This window comes from Pseudoduganella aquatica (assembly GCF_009857595.1).
GTDB classification, from domain to species: domain Bacteria; phylum Pseudomonadota; class Gammaproteobacteria; order Burkholderiales; family Burkholderiaceae_D; genus Rugamonas; species Rugamonas aquatica_A.
The window spans coordinates 23,650-42,944 of sequence record NZ_WWCU01000046.1 but is presented as its reverse complement, the minus strand read 5'-3'; the positions used below and the strand labels follow the sequence as shown (position 1 = coordinate 42,944).

General features: G+C 65.3%; 19 protein-coding genes. 7 read left to right on the top strand and 12 right to left on the bottom strand.

Annotation, left to right across the window (positions count from 1 at the left end; genetic code table 11):
- Positions 1-162: 162 nt before the first annotated feature.
- Complete coding sequence (gene rpoD, locus GTP77_RS26395; RefSeq protein ID WP_161075138.1) at positions 163-2,691, bottom strand: RNA polymerase sigma factor RpoD; 2,529 nt, start codon at positions 2,689-2,691, stop codon at positions 163-165.
- A gap of 343 nt (positions 2,692-3,034) precedes the next feature.
- Between rpoD and GTP77_RS26390 the strand changes: the two genes are divergently transcribed.
- A complete protein-coding gene (locus tag GTP77_RS26390) occupies positions 3,035-3,493 on the top strand; it encodes a ProQ/FINO family protein (protein WP_161075137.1) in 459 nt (152 codons plus the stop codon).
- Positions 3,493-4,173 (top strand): 3'-5' exonuclease, encoded by a 681-nt coding sequence (locus GTP77_RS26385; protein WP_161075136.1) that lies wholly within the window; start codon positions 3,493-3,495, stop codon positions 4,171-4,173. The genes GTP77_RS26390 and GTP77_RS26385 overlap by 1 nt, the downstream gene beginning before the upstream one ends.
- A gap of 7 nt (positions 4,174-4,180) precedes the next feature.
- Here GTP77_RS26385 and GTP77_RS26380 read toward each other — a convergent pair whose 3' ends face one another.
- Entirely contained in the window at positions 4,181-5,599 is a 1,419-nt protein-coding gene (locus GTP77_RS26380) for an aminotransferase-like domain-containing protein (RefSeq protein ID WP_161075135.1), read from the bottom strand.
- A gap of 103 nt (positions 5,600-5,702) precedes the next feature.
- Here GTP77_RS26380 and GTP77_RS26375 point away from each other — a divergent pair, with 103 nt between their 5' ends.
- Complete coding sequence (locus tag GTP77_RS26375; protein ID WP_161075134.1) at positions 5,703-6,440, top strand: c-type cytochrome; 738 nt, start codon at positions 5,703-5,705, stop codon at positions 6,438-6,440.
- Positions 6,437-7,711, top strand: coding sequence for a c-type cytochrome (locus GTP77_RS26370; RefSeq protein ID WP_161075133.1), 1,275 nt, complete (start codon positions 6,437-6,439; stop codon positions 7,709-7,711). The genes GTP77_RS26375 and GTP77_RS26370 overlap by 4 nt, the downstream gene beginning before the upstream one ends.
- Before the next feature lie 66 nt (positions 7,712-7,777).
- On the opposite strand, the gene GTP77_RS26365 is transcribed toward GTP77_RS26370, so the two are convergent.
- Together GTP77_RS26365 and GTP77_RS26360 are read right to left on the bottom strand one after the other, a co-directional pair.
- Positions 7,778-8,893, bottom strand: a complete 1,116-nt coding sequence (locus GTP77_RS26365; RefSeq protein ID WP_161075132.1) for a type IV pilus twitching motility protein PilT — start codon at positions 8,891-8,893, stop codon at positions 7,778-7,780.
- A 40-nt stretch (positions 8,894-8,933) separates the two neighbouring features.
- Positions 8,934-9,581, bottom strand: a complete 648-nt coding sequence (locus GTP77_RS26360) for a class I SAM-dependent rRNA methyltransferase (RefSeq protein ID WP_161075131.1) — start codon at positions 9,579-9,581, stop codon at positions 8,934-8,936.
- Positions 9,582-9,750: 169 nt separating this feature from the next.
- Here GTP77_RS26360 and GTP77_RS26355 point away from each other — a divergent pair, with 169 nt between their 5' ends.
- On the top strand, positions 9,751-10,536 hold the full coding sequence (locus tag GTP77_RS26355; RefSeq protein ID WP_229202380.1) for a head GIN domain-containing protein: 786 nt from the start codon (positions 9,751-9,753) through the stop codon (positions 10,534-10,536).
- A 50-nt stretch (positions 10,537-10,586) separates the two neighbouring features.
- Here GTP77_RS26355 and GTP77_RS26350 read toward each other — a convergent pair whose 3' ends face one another.
- The 8 genes from GTP77_RS26350 to purU form a co-directional block, all read right to left on the bottom strand.
- Complete coding sequence (locus GTP77_RS26350; protein WP_161075129.1) at positions 10,587-11,657, bottom strand: Rpn family recombination-promoting nuclease/putative transposase; 1,071 nt, start codon at positions 11,655-11,657, stop codon at positions 10,587-10,589.
- A 109-nt stretch (positions 11,658-11,766) separates the two neighbouring features.
- Positions 11,767-14,046, bottom strand: coding sequence for a TonB-dependent receptor (locus GTP77_RS26345; protein WP_161075128.1), 2,280 nt, complete (start codon positions 14,044-14,046; stop codon positions 11,767-11,769).
- Positions 14,047-14,053: 7 nt separating this feature from the next.
- Positions 14,054-14,566 (bottom strand): YcnI family copper-binding membrane protein, encoded by a 513-nt coding sequence (locus GTP77_RS26340; RefSeq protein WP_161075127.1) that lies wholly within the window; start codon positions 14,564-14,566, stop codon positions 14,054-14,056.
- A gap of 8 nt (positions 14,567-14,574) precedes the next feature.
- Entirely contained in the window at positions 14,575-15,030 is a 456-nt protein-coding gene (locus GTP77_RS26335) for a copper chaperone PCu(A)C (protein ID WP_161075126.1), read from the bottom strand.
- A 55-nt stretch (positions 15,031-15,085) separates the two neighbouring features.
- Positions 15,086-15,478, bottom strand: coding sequence for a DUF2946 domain-containing protein (locus GTP77_RS26330; protein WP_161075125.1), 393 nt, complete (start codon positions 15,476-15,478; stop codon positions 15,086-15,088).
- A 32-nt stretch (positions 15,479-15,510) separates the two neighbouring features.
- Positions 15,511-16,233 carry a M48 family metalloprotease gene (locus tag GTP77_RS26325; RefSeq protein WP_161075124.1) on the bottom strand — a complete coding sequence of 241 codons (723 nt, stop codon included), beginning with the start codon at positions 16,231-16,233 and terminating at the stop codon, positions 15,511-15,513.
- A gap of 28 nt (positions 16,234-16,261) precedes the next feature.
- Positions 16,262-16,804, bottom strand: a complete 543-nt coding sequence (locus tag GTP77_RS26320; protein WP_161075123.1) for a YaeQ family protein — start codon at positions 16,802-16,804, stop codon at positions 16,262-16,264.
- A gap of 26 nt (positions 16,805-16,830) precedes the next feature.
- A complete protein-coding gene (purU, locus tag GTP77_RS26315; protein ID WP_161075122.1) occupies positions 16,831-17,700 on the bottom strand; it encodes a formyltetrahydrofolate deformylase in 870 nt (289 codons plus the stop codon).
- Between the two features lie 148 nt (positions 17,701-17,848).
- Between purU and GTP77_RS26310 the strand changes: the two genes are divergently transcribed.
- Positions 17,849-18,865 carry an NADP-dependent oxidoreductase gene (locus GTP77_RS26310; RefSeq protein WP_161075121.1) on the top strand — a complete coding sequence of 339 codons (1,017 nt, stop codon included), beginning with the start codon at positions 17,849-17,851 and terminating at the stop codon, positions 18,863-18,865.
- A 100-nt stretch (positions 18,866-18,965) separates the two neighbouring features.
- Entirely contained in the window at positions 18,966-19,286 is a 321-nt protein-coding gene (locus GTP77_RS26305; protein WP_161075120.1) for a KGG domain-containing protein, read from the top strand.
- Positions 19,287-19,295: the final 9 nt, after the last annotated feature.

Below are 19,295 nucleotides of genomic sequence, written 5' to 3'. Positions count from 1 at the left end.
GGAATAAGAGCAACTGCTGCGAAATCTACATCACGATCTTGGCGACCAAGGGCGGGTACGGCATCCAGTTGCTCTGCCCCGACGTTCCGTTTTCGGGGCAGATGGAATAATACAAGGGCGGGTTAGCGGGGCACGCCCCGCGTAACCCGCCACCGCCACCGCTTAATGCGTGGTCAGGAAAGTCTTCAGCTTGTCCGAACGCGACGGCTGGCGCAGCTTGCTCATGGCCTTCGCTTCGATCTGGCGGATACGCTCGCGGGTCACGTCGAACTGCTTGCCCACTTCTTCCAGCGTGTGGTCGTTCGACATTTCCACGCCGTAGCGCATGCGCAGCACTTTCGCTTCGCGCGGGGTCAGCGAGTCCAGCACTTCCTTGATCACATTGCGCATCGAGGCGTGCAGCGCGGCGTCCAGCGGCGCCAGCGTGGTGTTGTCTTCGATGAAGTCGCCCAGCTGCGAATCGCCGTCCTCGCCCATCGGGGTTTCCATGGAAATCGGCTCCTTGGCGATCTTCATGATTTCGCGGACCTTGTTCTCCGGCATTTCCATCTTCACCGCCAGCGTGGCCAGATCCGGCTCGCTGCCGGTTTCCTGCATGATCTGGCGCGAGATGCGGTTCATCTTGTTGATGGTCTCGATCATGTGCACCGGCACGCGGATGGTGCGCGCCATGTCAGCGATGGAACGCGTGATGGCCTGGCGTATCCACCAGGTGGCGTAGGTCGAGAACTTGTAGCCGCGGCGGTATTCGAACTTGTCCACCGCCTTCAGCAGGCCGATGTTGCCTTCCTGGATCAGGTCCAGGAACTGCAGGCCGCGGTTGATGTACTTCTTCGCGATCGAAATCACCAGGCGCAAGTTGGCCACGGTCATTTCGCGCTTGGCGGTGCGGGCGCGCTTCTCGCCGGCAGCCATCTGCTTGTTGATCTTGCGCAGGTCGGCCAGCGGCAGCGCCACGCGCGCCTGCAGGTCTATCATTTTCGACTGCAGCTCTTTCACGGCCGGCACGTTACGGCCCAGCACGGCGCTGTAGGGGTAGGCCGAATCGACTTCGCCGTCCACCCAATCCAGGTCCGTCTCATTGCCCGGGAAGACCTTGATGAAGTGGGCGCGCGGCATGCCGCAGCGGTTCACGCACAGTTCCAGCACGGCGCGCTCGATGGAACGCACCTGCTCCATCTGGCCGCGCAGGGTGTCGCACAGCTTTTCCACCACCTTGGCGGTGAAGCGGATGCCCAGCAGCTCGGCGGAAATCACTTCCTGCGCCTTGTTGTAGGCCGGCGAACCGTAGCCGCCGGCGGCCTTGCGCATTTTCTCGAACTGCACTTCGATCACTTCGAACTTTTCCAGCGCGCCTTTTTTCAGCTGCACCAGCTGCTCGGTGGAGAAACCGGCCGCGCCGCCATTGGCGTCGCCGTCTTCCTCTTCCACTTCTTCTTCCTCTTCCTCGTCCTCATCGGACGCGGCGTGCTGGGCGGCAGGAGCCGGGGCCGGCGCGTTGCTCGCCTCGTTCAGGTCGACGAAGCCGTCCACCACTTCGTCCACCTTGAGTTCGTCGTTTTCAATCTTCTTGGCCAGGGCCACGATCTCGGCGATGGTAGTCGGGCAGGCGGAGATGGCCTGGATCATGTCTTTCAGGCCGCCTTCGATGCGCTTGGCGATTTCGATTTCGCCTTCGCGGGTCAGCAGCGCCACGGCGCCCATTTCACGCATATACATGCGGACCGGGTCGGTGGTGCGGCCGAAGTCGGAATCCACGGTCGACAGCGCGGTGGCGGCGGCCGCTTCCACTTCGTCATCGCTGGTCACGGCGGCAACGTTGTCGGTCAACAACAGGCTTTCAGCGTCCGGGGCGCGCTCGTAGACGGCGATGCCCATGTCGTTGAAGGTGGCGATAATGCCTTCGATCGCTTCCGGATCGATGATGTTTTCCGGCAACTGGTCGTTGATCTCGGCATAGGTCAGGAAGCCGCGGTCCTTGCCCATGTTGATCAGGTTCTTGATCTGCAGGCGGCGGCGTTCCAGGTCCTCGGCGGTCACGCCTTCGGTGCTCAGCGCGTCCAGGCCCTTGGCCTTGCGCTCGCGCGCCTTGGACACGGCTTTCAGTTCGGCGCGCTCAACGGCGTTCAGCGCTGCCACTTCGTCGTTTTCCGGCGTGAATTCGCTCGGCTTACGGCCACGGCGGCCCGGCACCTTCACGCCCGGCAGCAGGTAGCCCGAGGTGTCGATGGTGGCCAGGGTGGCGGCGTCGGTGACCTGGCTCACGGCCGGGGCGGTGCCCGGCGCAACCACGGTGACCGGCGCAGCTTCAATCTTGCTCTTGGCGGCGCGGGTTTTCACCACCACCGGCTTGGGACCGGCAGGCGCGGCCAGCGAAACGGCGGCCGAAGCGGCGCCGGCCTTGCGCGCCACCTTCACGGTGGCTTTCTTTTCTTCCGCCGCCACGTCGGCCACGGCGGTGGCTTCCACCAGCGCCGGGGTCGCCAGTTCAGCCGCGCCATCCGTCTCGACGATGTCGGACGCGACGGCGGCCAGGCGGGAGCGCGTCTTTTTTACAACGGTAACTTTGCCGGCAGCCTCTTGCGCATTGTCGATGACATAAGATAGAGTGGTCTTAGGTACAGCCAGTTGGGCCGCGGAACTGCGTGGGGCTTTGGCGGACAGCGTGAGGGTTTTCGGCGTTTTCGTCATTACAAATATCTCTCAATAGCAGACCCAAGGGCCGGCGGCGCGTAGTGAAAACAATGCCACCCGGGCCGGCAAGGGTCCGATGGCGCTTAGGTGTGCTGGAATGAAAAAAGCCCGCATTGACGGGCTGGCAACTATGTATCAGTGCGGAGCTGGCAAGGGATGTTCACTTCCTGTTTCGAGCTGCTGAGTACGTGCTTCATTTGGTGCGTCGGCAATTATAGCGCGTTTCAGGCCGGCGCGCACGCGCAAAATTGTGGTTGAAATAACATTTTAGCGGATCTGGCAATGCACTCCCTTCCCCAGCGTGATATGCTGGCGGCTCTTTGCTTAACCTGTGATGTCGATGAACACTAGCCTTACCCCTGAGCCAGCGGCTGCCGTTACCCCTTCGGAAACCGCGCCGGCGCTGACCGCCCGCACCCTGCTGAAGCAGCTGCAGCAGCAATTCCCTCCATTCCGCGATTGCTTGCCCCTGTCGATCGGCATCGACAAGCAGATCCTGGCCCAGCTGCCAGGCATCGACAAAAAGCTCATGCGCACCGCGCTGGGCATCCACACCGGCTCGCAGCGTTATCTGCGCGTGATGGAAAAAGCCACCGTGCGCTACGACCTGGACGGCACGGCCGGCGCCGAAGTGACCGATGTGCACCGCAAGCACGCCAAGGAAGTCCTGAAAGAACGCCTGAAGAAGGAAGCCGACCGCAAGAAGGCCGAGCGCGAAGCTGCCGCCGCCGAAGAAGCGGCCCGCCTGCGCCAGGACAAACTGGCCCAGCTGACGGCCAAGTTCTCCAAAAAAGGCTGATGAGCGACACCGCCGGCCCGGCCAGCACCGCCGCCGCGCCGGCGCCCGAACTCCCCCCGTACATCGGCATTACGCTGGCTGAAGTGCGGCTGGTGAAAACCGCTGCCGACGTGGAAGAAGCGCAGGCTGCCCTGCTGGCGGCCGACGTGGTGGGTTTCGACACCGAGTCCAAGCCGACCTTCCAGAAGGGCCAGAGTTCCGACGGCCCGCACCTGATCCAGCTTGCCACTGACCGGCTTGCCTATCTGTTCCAGATCGGCGCCACGCCCTCGCCCGCCCTGCACGCGCTGAAGGCGGTGCTGGAATCCGAGCTGACCATGAAAGTGGGCTTCGGCCTGTCCGACGACGTGCGGCGCCTGCGCGCCAAGCTCGGCATCGAGCCGGCGCGCGTGGTCGATCTGTCGGTGGCCCTGCGCGGCGGCCAGCGCAATGACCTGGGCGCGAAAAGCGCGGTGGCCAAGTTCTTTGGCCAGAAACTGCAAAAGTCCAAGAAGATTTCCACCACCAACTGGGCCAGCGCCCGCCTCAGCGAACGCCAGATCCTGTACGCGGCCGACGACGCCCAGGTGGCGCTGCGCGTGTACCGCCACTGGATCGCCGCCGGCAACGCACTGCCGCCGCAGCGCCCGGCCAAGCAGCGCCGCCCGCCCCGTCCCCGCGCACCCGCACAGGAAGTGTAGGGCGATACTACCCGCGTATCAGCTCCCCAAGCGTGGCGATGGCGGCCGCATGTTCCGTGCTCCACGGATGCCCATAATTCAATCGCAGGCAATTGCGGAATTCGCGCTTGGCCGAGAACATCGGCCCCGGCGCGATGCTGATGCCGCGCTCCAGCGCCGCCGCATGCAAGGCCAGCGCATCCGCGCCCTCGGGCAGCACCACCCACAGAAAATAGCCGCCCTCCGGATGCGTCACGCGCGTGCCGGGCGGGAAGTGCTCGGCCAGCGCGGCAAGCATCTGCGCCTGCTGGCCCATCAGCGCGGCGCGCAGCTGGCGCAGATGGCGGTCGTAGCCGCCCTGCCCCAGGTATTCGGCCAGCGCCAGCTGCGACGGCATGGCGGCAGCCAGGCTGGTGGTCAGCTTGAGCCGCTCGACCGCCCGCGCGTAGCGCCCCGGCGCCGCCCAGCCCACGCGGAAACCCGGCGCCAGGCATTTTGAAAACGAACTGCAGTGCAGAACCAGGCCCTGCGCGCCGGGCGCGTCGTAGCGCTTGGCCAGCGCGGGACGGCGCGCGCCGAAATACAGCTCGCCATAAACATCGTCCTCGATCAGCGGCACGCCGTGCGCCGCCAGCAGGCCCACCAGCGCCTGCTTTTTATCCGGCGCCATCAGGCTGCCAAGCGGGTTCTGGAAGCTGGTCATCAGCCAGCACGCTGCGGGACGGTGGCGCTCCAGCGCTGCGGCCAGCGCGCCCAGCTCCATTCCTTCGCGCGGATGCGTGGCCACCTCCACCGCCTTCAGCTCCAGCCGCTCCAGCGCCTGCAAGGCCGCATAGAAACTGGGCGACTCCACCAGCACCGTGTCGCCCGGCCGCGCCACCGCCTGCAGGCACAGGTTCAGTGCCTCCAGCGCGCCATTGGTGACCACAATGTCGTCCGCCGCCACCGCCGCGCCGTCGAGCTGGTAGCGCAGCGCGATCTGGCGCCGCAGCTCGCCGTTGCCGGCGCCCAGGTCCGCCACCGTGCTCCACGGGTCCAGCCGGCGCGTGCTGGAGGCCAGCGCGCGCGCCAGCTTGGGCAAGGGGAACAGCTCCGGGCTGGGGAAGGCGGAGCCGAACGGCACCACCCGGCGCGAGCGGGCCGCCTCCAGCACGCCGAACACCAGTTCGCTGACGTCGACGCTGCGCGGCGCGCCGTCCGGCCGCGAGGGTTCCGGTTCGGGAGCGGCCGTCGGCGCGCGGCCCGGCGCCACGTAGTAGCCCGAGCGCGGCCGCGATTCGATCACGCCGCGCGCCTCCAGCAGGTAGTAGGCCTGGAACACCGTGCTGGGACTGGCGCCGCGCCGCGCGTGCTGCTGACGCACCGACGGCAGCCGCTCGCCCGGCCGCAGCACCTGCTGCGCCACCATGTCCTCGATTTCCTGCGCCAGCGCTTCGTACAGTTTCAATCTGATCCTTGGTTTTATTGCGAATCTGAGCCTGTCAAACTTGGCAACTCAGGCGTATCCTGTCCCCTGATTCCCATCCAAAAGCTATTTTAACGGGACAGCCATGCCTACCACCCTATCGAAAGTCTGCGCCGCTGCGCTGCTGGCCTGCGGCCTGGCCGCCGCAACCCGCGCAGGTGCAGCTCCTGCAACTCCAGCGGCGTTGAAAGCCCTGCCCGACACGCTGGAACAGCGCGTGGCCGCCTGCACCGCCTGCCACGCGGCCAAGGAACGCAGCGACGCCTACTTCCCCCGCATCGCGGGCAAGCCGGCCGGCTATCTGTACAACCAGCTGGTCAACTTCCGCGAAGGCCGCCGCAAGTATCCCATGATGACGTATATGGTCGACCATCTGCCGGACGCCTATCTGCGCGAGATCGCCCAGTACTTCTCCGAGCTGCATCCGCCCTACCCCGCGCCCGCGCCGAACGCGGCAACGCCGGCCATGCTGGAGCGCGGCCGCGTACTGGCGCAGCAGGGCGACCCGGCGCTCAAGGTGCCGGCCTGCATGGCCTGCCACGGCCAGCAGCTGACCGGCGTGGCGCCCGCCATTCCGGGGCTGCTCGGCCTGCCGCGCGATTACATCAATGCGCAGTTCGGCGCCTGGCGCAACAAGATGCGCCGCGCCCACGCGCCCGACTGCATGGCCGAGATCACGGCGCGCCTGCCGGACGCCGACGTGGCCGCCGTCTCCGGCTGGCTGGCCTCGCAGCCGGCCGACGCCGACGCCCGCCCGGCCGCATCCATCGCCCTGCCGCTGCCGCTGGCTTGCGGCAGCGTTCCTGCGGAGGCCAAGCCATGAAGAAGATGCCCATCATTGCCATCGCTGCACTGGCGCTGGCGGCCGGCGCCGGCTTCATGCTGTATCCGGCCGACGACCCGCTGCCGGCGCTGAGCAGGACCGCCTCCCTGCCGCAAGCCGAGCGCGTGGCGCGCGGCGCCTACCTGGCCAAGGCGGGCGACTGCATGGCCTGCCACACGCCGCGCGGCGGCGCGCCTTACGCGGGCGGCCGCGCGCTGCAAACGCCGTTCGGCAGCGTGATCTCACCCAACATCACCCCCGACCGGGAAACCGGCATCGGCCAGTGGAATGCGGACGACTTCTGGCGCGCGCTCCACAACGGCAAGTCGCGCGGCGGCCGCATGCTGTACCCGGCCTTCCCCTACACCAGCTACACCCATATTACGCGCGACGATGCGGACGCGCTGTTCGCCTACTTCCAGAGCTTGCCGCCGGTGAAGCAAGCCAACCAGCCGCACCAGCTGCGCTTCCCCTACAACCAGCAGCTCGGCCTGGCGTTCTGGCGCGCGCTGTACTTCCGCCCTGCCGCCTTCCGCACCGACAGCGCCCAGAGCGCCGACTGGAACCGGGGCGCTTACCTGGTGCAGGGACTGGGCCATTGCAGCGCCTGCCACAGCACGCGCAACGCGCTGGGCGCCTCCGCCGACGGCCTGTCGGGCGGGCTGATACCGGTGCTGGGATGGTACGCGCCGTCGCTGACTTCGGATCGCGAAGCGGGCCTGGGCGAGTGGGCACAGCAGGATGTGGAACAGTTGCTGAAGACGGGCGTGTCGCCGCGCGCGACCGTCTTCGGGCCGATGGCCGAGGTGGTGCGCGAAAGCCTGCAGCACCTGAGCGACGGCGATGTGAAGGCCATGGCGGTGTACCTGAAGACGCTGCCGCGCAAGGAGGCGGCCGAGCGCTACGAGCGCAGCCAGGCGCCGGAAGCGCGCGCCCAGCTGGAAGCGGGGGCGCGGCTGTACACGGCGCATTGCGTGGAGTGCCACGGTGTGACGGGCAAAGGACTGCCGCCGCACTATCCGCCGCTGGCGGGCAACCGCGCGCTGCTGATGGACGAGGCGGTCAATCCGATACGCATCGTGCTCAATGGTGGTTTCGCGCCCGGCACGACGGGCAACCCGCGCCCCTACGGCATGCCGCCGTTCAGCCACAAGCTTAACGACGTGGAGGTGGCGGCCGTGGTGTCCTATCTGCGCAGCGAATGGGGCAACAACGCGCCGCCGGTGAACGGCAACGATGTGAACCGCTATCGCACCGTGCCGCTGGACTAGCCGGCATGGCGGGTTACGCGCTCCGCGCTAACCCGCCCTGCGTGGCATAGGGGCTGCACTGGCCCGCTACACGGCCAAACCGAGGCGGTCGGTGGTGGCGTTGCGCGCATCCTCGGCCGCGATCTTGCCCTCGCCCAGCAGCACGCGCAGCGCGGCGTTCATGGTGTGGCAGCCTTCGCCGCCCTTGGTTTCCATCCAGTCGCGGATGGCGTTGATGCTGCCGTTCTCGATCAGACGCGCCACTTCCGGGTTCATGGTCAGGCATTCCGTGGCCAGGTGGTAGCGGTTGCCCTCCACCGACGGCAGCAGCGCCTGGCACAGCACGCCGCGCAGCGCGTGCGCCAGCGCCTGCTGCTGCGGCTCGCTGTTGCCCAGCATGCGCAGCATCTTCTGCAGGCCCAGCTCGGTGGAGCGCGCGTGCAGCGTGGCCAGCACCAGCGGGCCGGATTCGGCCAGCGCCAGCGCTTCCTGCGCCGTCTGCGCGTCGCGGATCTCGCCGATGACGATCACGTCCGGCCGCTCGCGCAGCGCGTCCAGCGCGCCCAGGTAGAAGCTTTCCACGTCGCCGTCGAAGCCCACTTCGCGCTGGGTGACGATGCAGCGGCGCTGCGGTATCAGCGTTTCCACCGGGTCTTCAATGGTGATGATGTGGCCGGATCGGGTCTTGTTGATCTCGTCCAGCATGGACGCGATGGTGGTGGACTTGCCCTGGCAGGTGTCGCCGATGATGAGCACCAGGCCGCTGGTCAGCTTGGAGAATTTCTGCTCGTTGGCGCGCAGGCCCAACTGCGCCATCGCATGCGGTTCCTTGGGGAAGCGGCGGATCACGCAGCCCAGCCGTTTCTTGCCCTGGAAGGTGAAGCAGTTGGCGCGGATGCGCGCCGTGTGCAGGTCGATGGAGCGGTCGAAAGCGCGGTCCTGGATGCGCTCGCGCCAGTTTGGTTCCACCACTTCGAAGAATTCCTCCAGCTCCTCGCGCGTAATGGGCGAATCCGTCACCGCCACCAGGCCTTTGGGCTGGCGCAACAGCAAGGGGCTGTTCTGGTGGATCAGGATGTCGCTGAAGCTCAGCCTGGAATTGAGCAGATGCAGGATCTGCTCGACCAGGGTGCCGAAGACCGGATGGTCTTCGTTTTCTTCATAGCTGAGGGTGCGGATCTGCGAAGACTGGTGGTTGTCCATCGTACTCTACTCTCCGGGTAATAAATGTCGCCTGGAAAGATTATACGGGACGCTTGGGGAATTCAAAGCCTGTTTTCAGGTCCATGTAGACCTTTACGCCACTCTTGTTGACAACCGACTTGGGCGGTGGTGGAACGCCGGCCAGTTCGCGCGTAAACACCTGCAGGCCCTCGCCCTTGCGCAGGTCTTCGTCGGCGCGCTGGAACACATTGGGGCAGCCGGTTTCGGCCAGCAAGGCCTGCACGATGGGCACTTTCCAGGCGTCGGCGGCGCCGGACTGGAAGCTGCACAGCAAAAAGCCGGCCGCGCCGCCGTAATAGTCCACCACCAGGCCGGGCAGGCCGTCTTCTTCGGCGTTAATCAGCTGCATCAGGTCTTCCGGTCCGAGCTTGGCAACGGCGGCGGCCCGCTTGGCGATGGCGGCTTTGACGCGGCGCTTCATCATAGCGTGGTCGACCGGCTCGTCTTCACGGAAGGTCCAGACGCGGGCGCTGATCTGCTTGGCGTGCGCGTTGTAGGCGGCCCGCGCCAGGAATTTGCGCGACGACGACTGCACGGTGGCGGTGGCGCCGGCCTTGCCTTTTTCCTGTGGACGGCCTTCGACGCGCTCGATGGCGGTCGGATAGATCCAGGGGTCGCCGGCCAGCAAGCTCTTTTCCTTGCCCTGTTTGATGGTGATGATAAGCATGTATTTCCAATGTAGTTGCAGCCGCCATGATACCGCATGGCACGCGCCGCCCCCGGAGGAATGCATTCTATTCCGCCTTCGGCGCAGTCTGTCGCACGGCGGGGGCGTCCGCCGCGGCGATTCCGTACTATCTCCAACATCGAAGCAGATCATACAAGGAGATCACACCATGGCAATCAAACCGACCGTCCGCACCTTCCTGAGCACCACCTTGCTGGCCGCCAGCGCCCTGGCCATCGTGCTGCCGGCCGTCAGCGTGCAGGCCGGCCCTTTGAGCTGGCTAACCAACGGCGAGCGCGTGCAAGGCAGCGGCAAGGCCAGCAAGCAGACGCGCGACGTGGGCCACTTCACCGGCCTGGCGCTGTCCTTGCCGGGCGAGGCGGAAGTACGCATAGGCAATACCGAAAGCGTGACCATAGAAACCGATGACAACATCCTGCCGCTGGTGGAAACCGTCGTGGAGGAAGGCACCCTGCGCGTGCGCCCCGTCAAGCGCAATATGCGGCTCGATACGCGCAGTATGAAAATCATCGTGCAGGCCAGGAGCATGGACCGCATCGCCGTGGGCGGCTCGGGCACGGTGGACGCGGAGAACCTGAAGGGCGCCAATTTGACATTCGACGTCGGCGGTTCGGGCGCCATCAATGTGCGCGGCATGGAAAGCGAATCGGTGTCGGTGTCGCTGGGCGGCAGCGGCAGCCTGAAGGCAAGCGGCAGCACCGAGCGGCTCAAGGTGTCGATAGGCGGCTCGGGCAAGGTCAACATCGGCCAGCTGGCAGCGCGCGACGCCTCCGTGAGCATAGGCGGATCGGGCCAGGCGACGGTGTGGGCCAAGCAGTCGCTCAGCCTGAGCGTGGCCGGTTCCGGCGACATCGGCTACTACGGCGACCCGCAGATCAGCAAATCCATCATGGGTTCGGGCAGCGTCAAGCGCCTGGGCGGCAGCCCGCAATAATCCTGCGCAGATCACTCCAGCCCGGCAGGCGCACACCCCGCCGGGCTGCACTATTTGGTGTTGAACACGTCCTGCGCGGCGGCGCCGTCGAGCAGGCGCTCGATCCACTCATCCAGCTGAGGCGCCGGCGCAGCGGCGATCCGCGCCGCCAGGCGGGGCGGCACCGTCCCGGCCTGCCGCACCAGCAGCCGCGCCACCATCTGCCGCAGCGCTTCCGCCCGGCCCAGCGCGCACCCTTCCGCTTTACCCTCCGCTTTACCCTCCGCTTTACCCTCCGCTTTACCCTCCGCTTTACCCTCCGCTTTACCTTCCGCCAGTCCGAGAGCCCTGGCCTCTGCACGCTCGCGCTTGCGCGTCTGCTTCGCTTCACGAACGATAGACGCGGTCCATTCATCCAGAGTCAAATTCCCCATGACAATCTCCTCATCAGGCACAAAGTCCGTCATATATTCCTTGCGCTGAACACATCCGGACAACCAGCGCAGCAGGCTGTCGCGGAAAGGCTCGGTGCTGCCGGCTTGCAGCCATCTGGCCAGCGACCTCAGGACTTCCACGCAAGCTTGCCGCGACCGCGAGCGCTCCAGGGCAAACAGCGCCGCGACCATATTGCGCTCGGTATCATCCAGCGTAGTCGCCACCTTGTTTTGATCTATCAACAGGTATTTTAGTTCCGGCTGAAGGGCTGCCAAGCCCTCGGGCTGCGGCAATCTCAAACCCGACAGGGTGTGGCTTGCACTCCAGCGGCGCCTGCCGTTGTAGAGCACGATGGGCAATACCGGCGGCAGCTTGCCGCGCCGGCCAAGTTTGTGCTGCTTGATGAGATCCTGGTATAGCAAGCCCGTATAGACCTGCATGCGCAGCGCCATCCAGTAATCGCAAGTCGACTGGAATTCCAGCAGCAGGTAGACATAGATGCACTGGCCGCCGACGCGCAAGCGCCACACCATGTCGTCATGGCGCTGCTCGCCGTTGCTGCCGACATAGCTGGCATTGATGCGCTCCAGCGCGGATACATCCAGGTTCTTGACCCACGGGTAGAAAACAAACCCGCGCAACAAGTCCAGCATCAGCTCAGGATGCCCAAACAGCTGCTTGTATCCGGTATCGTGCTTGGCCTTCATGGCCTGATTCTAGGTCGCCGCGCCGGAGCACGGCCGCGCTACCGGTACCGGCTTTGACCGGCCTCAAGCAAGGGAGAAAAAGCCCGGCCAGTGGCCGGGCGAGGGGAACTTACAGGTCGAACTTAAGTTCCGCGATCAGCGTGCGCTGGGTGTACGGGTGGAAGGCCCAGTACTTGCGGTTGTTCAGGTTGTCGATACCGAGCGCACCGGTCCACTGGGGCGAGAAACGGTAGCGCACCCGCAGGTCGGCCACGAAATAGTCCGACACGCCGGTGTAGGTGGCGCCGTTCGGATCGCTGTTGTCCAGCGTGCCGTACTGGCGCCCGCTGTAGCGCGCACCCAGGCTGGTGGTCCATTTGTCCCCGAGGTGGTAGGACGCCAGCAGCGTCGCGCGCCAGTCCGGCACGCGCGGCTGCCGCTTGCCCACGCTGGCCGGCAGCCTGGCGTTGCGGACGATCTCCGAATCGGCGTAGGTTGCGCTGCCGGTCAGCGACAGGCCGTGCACCAGCACATGGTCTGCCTGGTAGGACAGCTCCAGGCCCGTGGTGCGGATCTCGCCCACGTTCTGCACCGTGTTCACCGTGGGCGTCAAGGCCTGCGAATACAGCGCGTCGCGCGTGTTCTCGTGGAACACGGTGGCGCGCAGGCTGCCATGGTCCAGCATGCGCTCGGCGGTCAGCTCGCTGGTCCACGAGCGCTCGGCGCGCAGCGTGGGATCGGTGTTGATGATCTTGCCGTCCACGATGGAGCCCTGGAACAGTTCCGCCGCCGTGGGATTGCGCACGGCGCGGCCGGCGGAGGCTTTCAGCGTCCACAGCTCGGACGCGCGATAGGCCAACGCCGCCTTGGGCGACCAGCTGCTTTCCGAGCGCCCCGGGAAATACAGCAAGCCCGCCGCATTCGATATTTCGCCGCCGAACGCCTGCCAGCGCTCGAAGCGCAAGCCCAGCGTGGCTTTCCACAGTTCGTGTATGCGCCAGGTGTCCTGCGCATACAGGCTGTCCAGCCGCGTCTCGCCGTTGAAGGTGGACACGTGCTTGCCATCGCCGGCGCCTATCCAGTCGGCGCTGCTGAAGACGCGGGTGCGCAGCTTGGCGCTGTCGCGCTGCACGCCGAAGTCCAGCACATGCGGCGCCGCGCCGCCTTGTGCGTCCACGCCCGGCCGCCACGTGCCTTTCAGCGCCAGCGTATTCCAGCCGCTGCCGCCCATGTCCGTGATGTTGCCCTGTCCATTCGTATTCAGGTCCGGCACCGCCACCGTGGGGGTGCGCACGCGGTCCCTGGCGTAGTCGTACAGGCTGGCCGCCACTTCCCAGCTGAACTCGCCCTTGCTGTGCTGCTTGAGCGAGAAGCCGTGCATGACGTGTTCAAGATCCCCACGGCTGGGCGCAAAATCCGACGGCAGCAGGCTGTATTTCACGCCCCCCACATTGATGTCGCCCCGGTAGACCGGATTCCCTGCCGCGTCGCGCAGATACGATTGCGACGAGCGCTCCGCATCGTTCTTCCACCAGCCCAGCGTGTAGCTGGCGCGCAGTATCGGCGACGCGTCGTAAGCCAGCTTCACCTTGGCGTGGTCCTGCACAGTATGGATCTGGTTGGTGGCGCCCAGTATCAGCCAGTCCTTGTTGGCCGGGTTGCGGTCTGCGATGGCGCCCGTCACAGGCACGCCGCCGCCGCCAACCGTCCCTTGCGACAGCAGCTTGTTGGCGAAGGCGATGGGCTGGCCGTTGCTGTCCAGGCGCGACACATCCAACCACCACGACCACGCGCCCTGGCGGTCGCCGATGGAGGCGCTGCCCTGCTTGCCGTAATGATGGGTATCGCTGCCGTACTGCTTGAAGCCCTGGCCGTAGCCGGAAAGCTTGACGTGCGCTTCCAGGCGCGTCGGCATGCGGGTCTGGAAGTCCACCACCGCGCCCACCGAGTTGCCCGGATATGCAGCCGAAAACGGCCCGTACAGCACATCCACGCGTTCGATTTCCTCCGGCGTGACCAGGCCCCAGCGCGGCGTGTACGTGGCGCCGTTGCCCAGCAGGTTGGACAGCAGTATGCCGTCCGCATACACCATGGAGCGCGCGCTGTTGCCGGTGCCGGACGCCCGGCTGGCCAGCACCGCATGGTCATAGTCGCCGATGTAGCGCTTGCGCACGTTCAGGCTGGGCAGGTATTTCAGCGCGTCCTCGCTGTCGCTGGCGTTGATGCGGTCCTCCACCTGCGCGCCGGTGATGCCTTCTATGGTGGTGGGAATCTGCGTCGGCAGCGAGCTTGGGCGGCCGCCGTTCACGGTGACCACGGCATGATCGGCGTGCGCAGGACAAATCACGGACGCAGCAGCGCCCATCGCCGCCAGCATCACTGCCAGCGGCTTGCATTTCAAATTGTTCATGGCGTTCTCAGTGCTGGTGTACGGGGCCTTCGGCCGGAAGGACGTTCAGTATGGGTGCGGGCGCCTTGACTTTGACGCCAGCCTCGCCGGGAAGCTCATCCCAGGCCACACTACCCTTCACGCACTGCTGCACTATCTTGAAATACTGCTTGCCCGGTTCGGCCGGCAACTTGACCTGCATGGTGAACTCGTCGAAATACGCGTCCTCCAGCGGGCCGCCGGTCCACGTCACCTCGCGCACGGAGGTGGCTATCTTGCGGCCGTGCGACTCCACCGGCACCGACAGCGGACCTTCCACGGTGCGGATTTTCCAGCCCGGCTTGGGCATGGGCTTGGCGCCCGTCACCGCCTCCGGCAGCATGACGGTGATGGACTTGGTCGGACTGCCGTCGCAGCCATGGCCGACGCGGAAGGTCAGCTTCTGGTAGCTGTCCGCCACCGCGGTGGTCTGCTCCAGCGTGACGTGGGCCTGCGCCTGCGCGGCCACGAACAGGGCGGCGCATAAGATGGTTTTCTTCATGGCGGGCCTCACTTCGCGGCGGAATAGGTCAGCGGCCGCACGGCCACATTCAGCTCGATGGTCTCAAGCTTCTTGTCCTTCTTCTGCACCACCAGCGTGAGCGGCACGGTTTCGCCCTCTTTCAGCTGGCGTTTCAGCTGCATCAGCATGATGTGGTAGCCGCCGGAGGCCAGCTCCACGGTCTTGCCGGCCGGGAGGTCCACGCCATCGACCGGCTGCATTTTCATCATATTGTTTTCCATCCCCATCTGATGGATTTCGGCCATGCCGGCCGCGCTGGAGCGCACCGCCACCAGGCGCGCATCCTGCGCCGACTGCAGCTGCATGAAAGCGCCGCTGGCTTTGGCGGCGGGAACGGTGGCGCGCACCCAGGGATCTTTGACGGTGACCTGGGCCTGGGCGCAGGCGGTGGAGAACAGCAGCGCGCATGCCAGGGCCGCGCCGGTAAAGAAAGTGGTTTTCATATCTACCTCTGAAACGATTACGGGATGCGCACTAAGGCGCAGGTGTAAAGCAGTATCAGACTTGCGCGGGCGGCCCGCGCGGGCGCGCGGCCGACCACACCGCGAGCGGCTGCGGTGCGCGATAGAACAGGAATGGGTGCAGCCGGGACGGCGCGGCGTATGGGAGGCCGGACACCAGCGAAGGCGGCATGCCGAGCGTACCGGCGTGGTTGAGGCAATAGCCGCAATCCTCGCCCATGGACATGGCCTTCTTGCCGCCCACGTCCTCCAGCTGCAGGAAAGAGAGCGACAGCGGCTTGCTCTTGTCGGCGCGGCAGATTTCAAAGGCTGCCGGGTTGCCCTCGGCGTAGGCCATGGCGTGCGAGATCGACGGCGCGAGCGCGTTCATCAGCACCGCGGTAAGCGCGATCCAGATCCACAGCGCCTGGTGTTTCCACCGTTTGGTCAATCTCGTTTGCATGGTGCGAAATTATACATTAGCTAGCGCCCCGCTGCTTCAAGGATGCCGGCCAGCTCCTGCGCCGCCTTCCAGCGCTGGGACGGCGCCGGATGGACGTGCTGCTCGAAATTGGGCGCGTGGCTGGCGCGCACCAGCTTCAGGTAGTAGCGCGCCAATGCCGCGCCTGGCCAGCCCACGCGCCAGGCCAGCTTCAGCCCTTCGCGGTCGGCCTCGGCCTCCTGCTTGAGGCCCAGCGGCGCGAGCTTGCGCATCAGCGCCGAGTCGTTGTCGACCGCGTCCTCCAGCTCGGCGAAGGGACGCTCGCGCCACGCCGGCTCCAGGCGCATGGCTTCCTCGTACTCCAGCAGATTGTGGCGCAGCACGGCGTGCGCAATCTCATGCGCCAGCAGCATGGCCAGTTCTGCGTCGCCGAGCAGCAGCTTGTCCACGTAGGCGCGGCTGACCAGCAGCTTGCCGCCCGCCATGGCATAGGCATTGTCGTCGCCTTCCGGCGTGGTGTGGACTTCCCATTGCCAGCCGGCCGATTCGGGATAGTCGTGCATGGCCTGCGCGATCAGGGGCTTGACGATGCGCTGCACGCGTTCGTGGAAAACCGGATCGGAATCCAGCTGGTGCTGGGCCTGGAGCTCGCGCAGATAGCCGCGATACTGGCGCTCGGCGCCGGCCATGACTTCGGCATGCGACAGCGCCGAGGCGGCGCCCGCAGAGAGGAGAAGCAGCAATCCGAACAGAAAGCGGTGCATGCAGTTATTGTGCCACAGTGCCGGCGGGTTAGCGCTCGTCCTTGAAGGTTTCGCGCTCGATCAGCACCGTGTCGGCGCCGTCGGTCAGCCAGATCTGGCCGTCCTGGATGGTGCATTGCAGCTGCATGGTACGCTGGGCCATCTTGGCCAGCTGCTCGGTCGCCTCGGACTGCAGGTTGATCACGCTGAGGTTCTTCGCGCGCTCCACCTTGTTCGCCAGCGCCTTCCACCAGATATGGCTGGTGGCGTTGTAGCTGTACACCACCACGTGCTCCGAACGGCCCGCGCCTTTCAGCAGCTTCTTGTCATCCGGCTGGCCCACTTCGATCCACAGCTGGATGGCGCCGGTCAGGTCCTTCTGCCACAGGTCCGGCTCGTCCACGTCGAACAGGCCCTTGGTGAAGGTCAGGTGCTCGTGCGCGTGGATGGCGAACGCCAGCAGGCGCACCATCATGCGTTCGTCGGTCTCGGACGGATGGCGCGCCAGCGTCAGCACATGCGTGTCGTAGTAATTGCGGTCCATGTCCGCAATCGATAGTTCTGCTTTGTAGATTGTTGCCTTGAGTGCCATTGCTTACTTCACTAAATTCTAAAGGGTTATTTGAAGACGACGGTCTTGGCGCCGTTCTGCAGCACGCGGTGTTCGACGAACCATTTCACGGCGCGCGCCAGCACAACGCACTCCACGTCGCGGCCGATGGCCGACAGCGTGTCCGCGTCCATGGAGTGGTCCACGCGCTCCACGTCCTGCTCGATGATAGGGCCTTCATCCAGGTCGCTGGTGACGAAGTGCGCCGTGGCGCCGATCAGCTTCACGCCGCGATGGTGTGCCTGCGCATATGGCTTGGCGCCCTTGAAACTCGGCAGGAAGGAATGGTGGATATTGATCGCCTTGCCCTTCAGGCGCGCGCACAGCTGCGGCGACAGGATCTGCATATAGCGCGCCAGCACCACCAGGTCGATCTGGTGGTTGTCCATCAGCTCGATAATGCGCGTTTCCTGCGCCAGCTTGGCCTCCTGGGTCGCACCGGCCGCCAGCGGCAGGTAGTGGAAAGGAATGTTGTAGCTGGCCGCCAGCTGGTAGAAGTCCATGTGGTTGGACACGATGGCGGGAATCTCCACCGGCAGCAGGCCGCTCTTGTAGCGGAACAGCAAATCGTTCAGGCAGTGGCCGATTTTCGATACCATCAGCATCACGCGCGGCTTGGCGTGCGCGTCGCGCAGCTGCCAGTCCAGCTTCATGCTCTCGGCCAGCTGGGCAAAATCGGCGCGCAGCTGCTCGTCGCTCACGCCCGGCTCGTCGCGCGAAAAATGCACGCGCATGAAAAACAGCTGCGATTCCGCGTCGCCGAACTGCGCGGAGTCTATGATGTTGCAACCGTGTTCAGCCAGGAAGCCCGACACGCGATGCACGATGCCGCGCTGGTCCAGGCAGGATAAAGTAAGGATGTATTCTGGATGCGTCATGTCAATTTGTAAGGTTAGACGAATATCAACCCGCTATTGTCGCACGCTTGCGCGGCCGCGCCCTGAATTTTAAAAATAGCACGGTCGTTCAATTCTGCGCTATAGTTAGCAAAGCAGTTAAGAACCTCACCTATCTGGAGACATACAAATGACCTTGGAGAACCTGCAATTCCGCCTGGCCAGCCGCCCCGTGGGCATGGCGAAAGACACCGACTTCCAGCAAGCGGCCGAAGCGCTGCGCGAGCTGGCCGACGGCGAGATCACCGTCAAGACGCTGTACCTGTCGCTGGACCCGGCCATGCGCGGCTGGATGAACGACGCCAAATCCTACATCCGCCCGGTGGCCATCGGCGAAGTGATGCGCGCCGGCGGCGTGGGCGAAGTGGTGGCCTCCAAGTCCCCCAAATTCGCGGTGGGCGATGTGGTCTCCGGCGGCATCGGCGTGCAGGCCTACTGGCAAGGCGCGGCCACCGACAAGACCGCGTCCTTCTTCAAGATCGACAGCAAGCTCGCGCCGCTGACCACCTGGATGAACACCCTGGGCATGCCCGGCATGACGGCCTACTTCGGCCTGCTGGAAGTGGGCCAGCCGAAAGCCGGCGAAACGGTGGTGGTGTCCGGCGCGGCCGGCGCCGTGGGCCAGACCGTGGGCCAGGTGGCCAAGCAGCTGGGCTGCCGCGTGGTGGGCATTGCCGGCGGCAAAGAGAAATGCGACTTCGTGGTCAAGGAACTGGGCTTCGACGCCTGCATCGACTACAAGACCGGCTCGGTGCGCGACGGCCTGAAAGAACACTGCCCGCAAGGCGTGGACGTGTATTTCGACAACGTGGGCGGCGACATCCTGGACGCGGTGCTCACGCGCATCAACATGAAGGCGCGCATCGTGATCTGCGGCGCCATCTCGCAATACAACAACACCACGCCGGTAAAAGGCCCCGCCAACTACCTGTCGCTGCTGGTCAACCGCGCCCGCATGGAAGGCATGGTGGTGTTCGACTACGCCGACCGCTACCACCTGGGCGTGGCCGCGCTGGCGGGCTGGCTGAAGGAAGGCAAGATCAAGAGCAAGGAAGACGTGGTGCAAGGCCTGGAAAACTTCCCGCAAGCATTGACCATGCTGTTCGAAGGCAAAAACTTCGGCAAACTTGTGCTTAAAGTCGCCTGAACCTCAAACTCGCGGAACTAAGCGCCGCGACACTTCTCTAATTGACGGAGCAGCCAGCTAGGCTGCCCGTCCAACACTCACTAAGATCAAGGAGAAGGTCATGGCTACAAGCGAACAAGGCAAAAGCAGCACCACCAAGGGCACGGCAAAACGGGGCTTTGCGGCAATGGATGAAGCGCAGCAGCGCAGCATCGCGAGCAAGGGCGGCCAGGCCGCGCACCAGAAAGGCACGGCGCACGAGTTCGATTCCGAAGAAGCGCGCCGCGCCGGCCAGAAAGGCGGCGAAGCAGTCAGCCGCGACCGCGAGCACATGGCGGAAATCGGCCGCAAGGGCGGTGAGAGCCGCCAGTCCGCCAGCCGCCAATCAGCCAGCCGCGCTGCCGGCAACCGCCAGGGCGCCGACAAACCAGAAGAAAAATGAGGGCGCCGG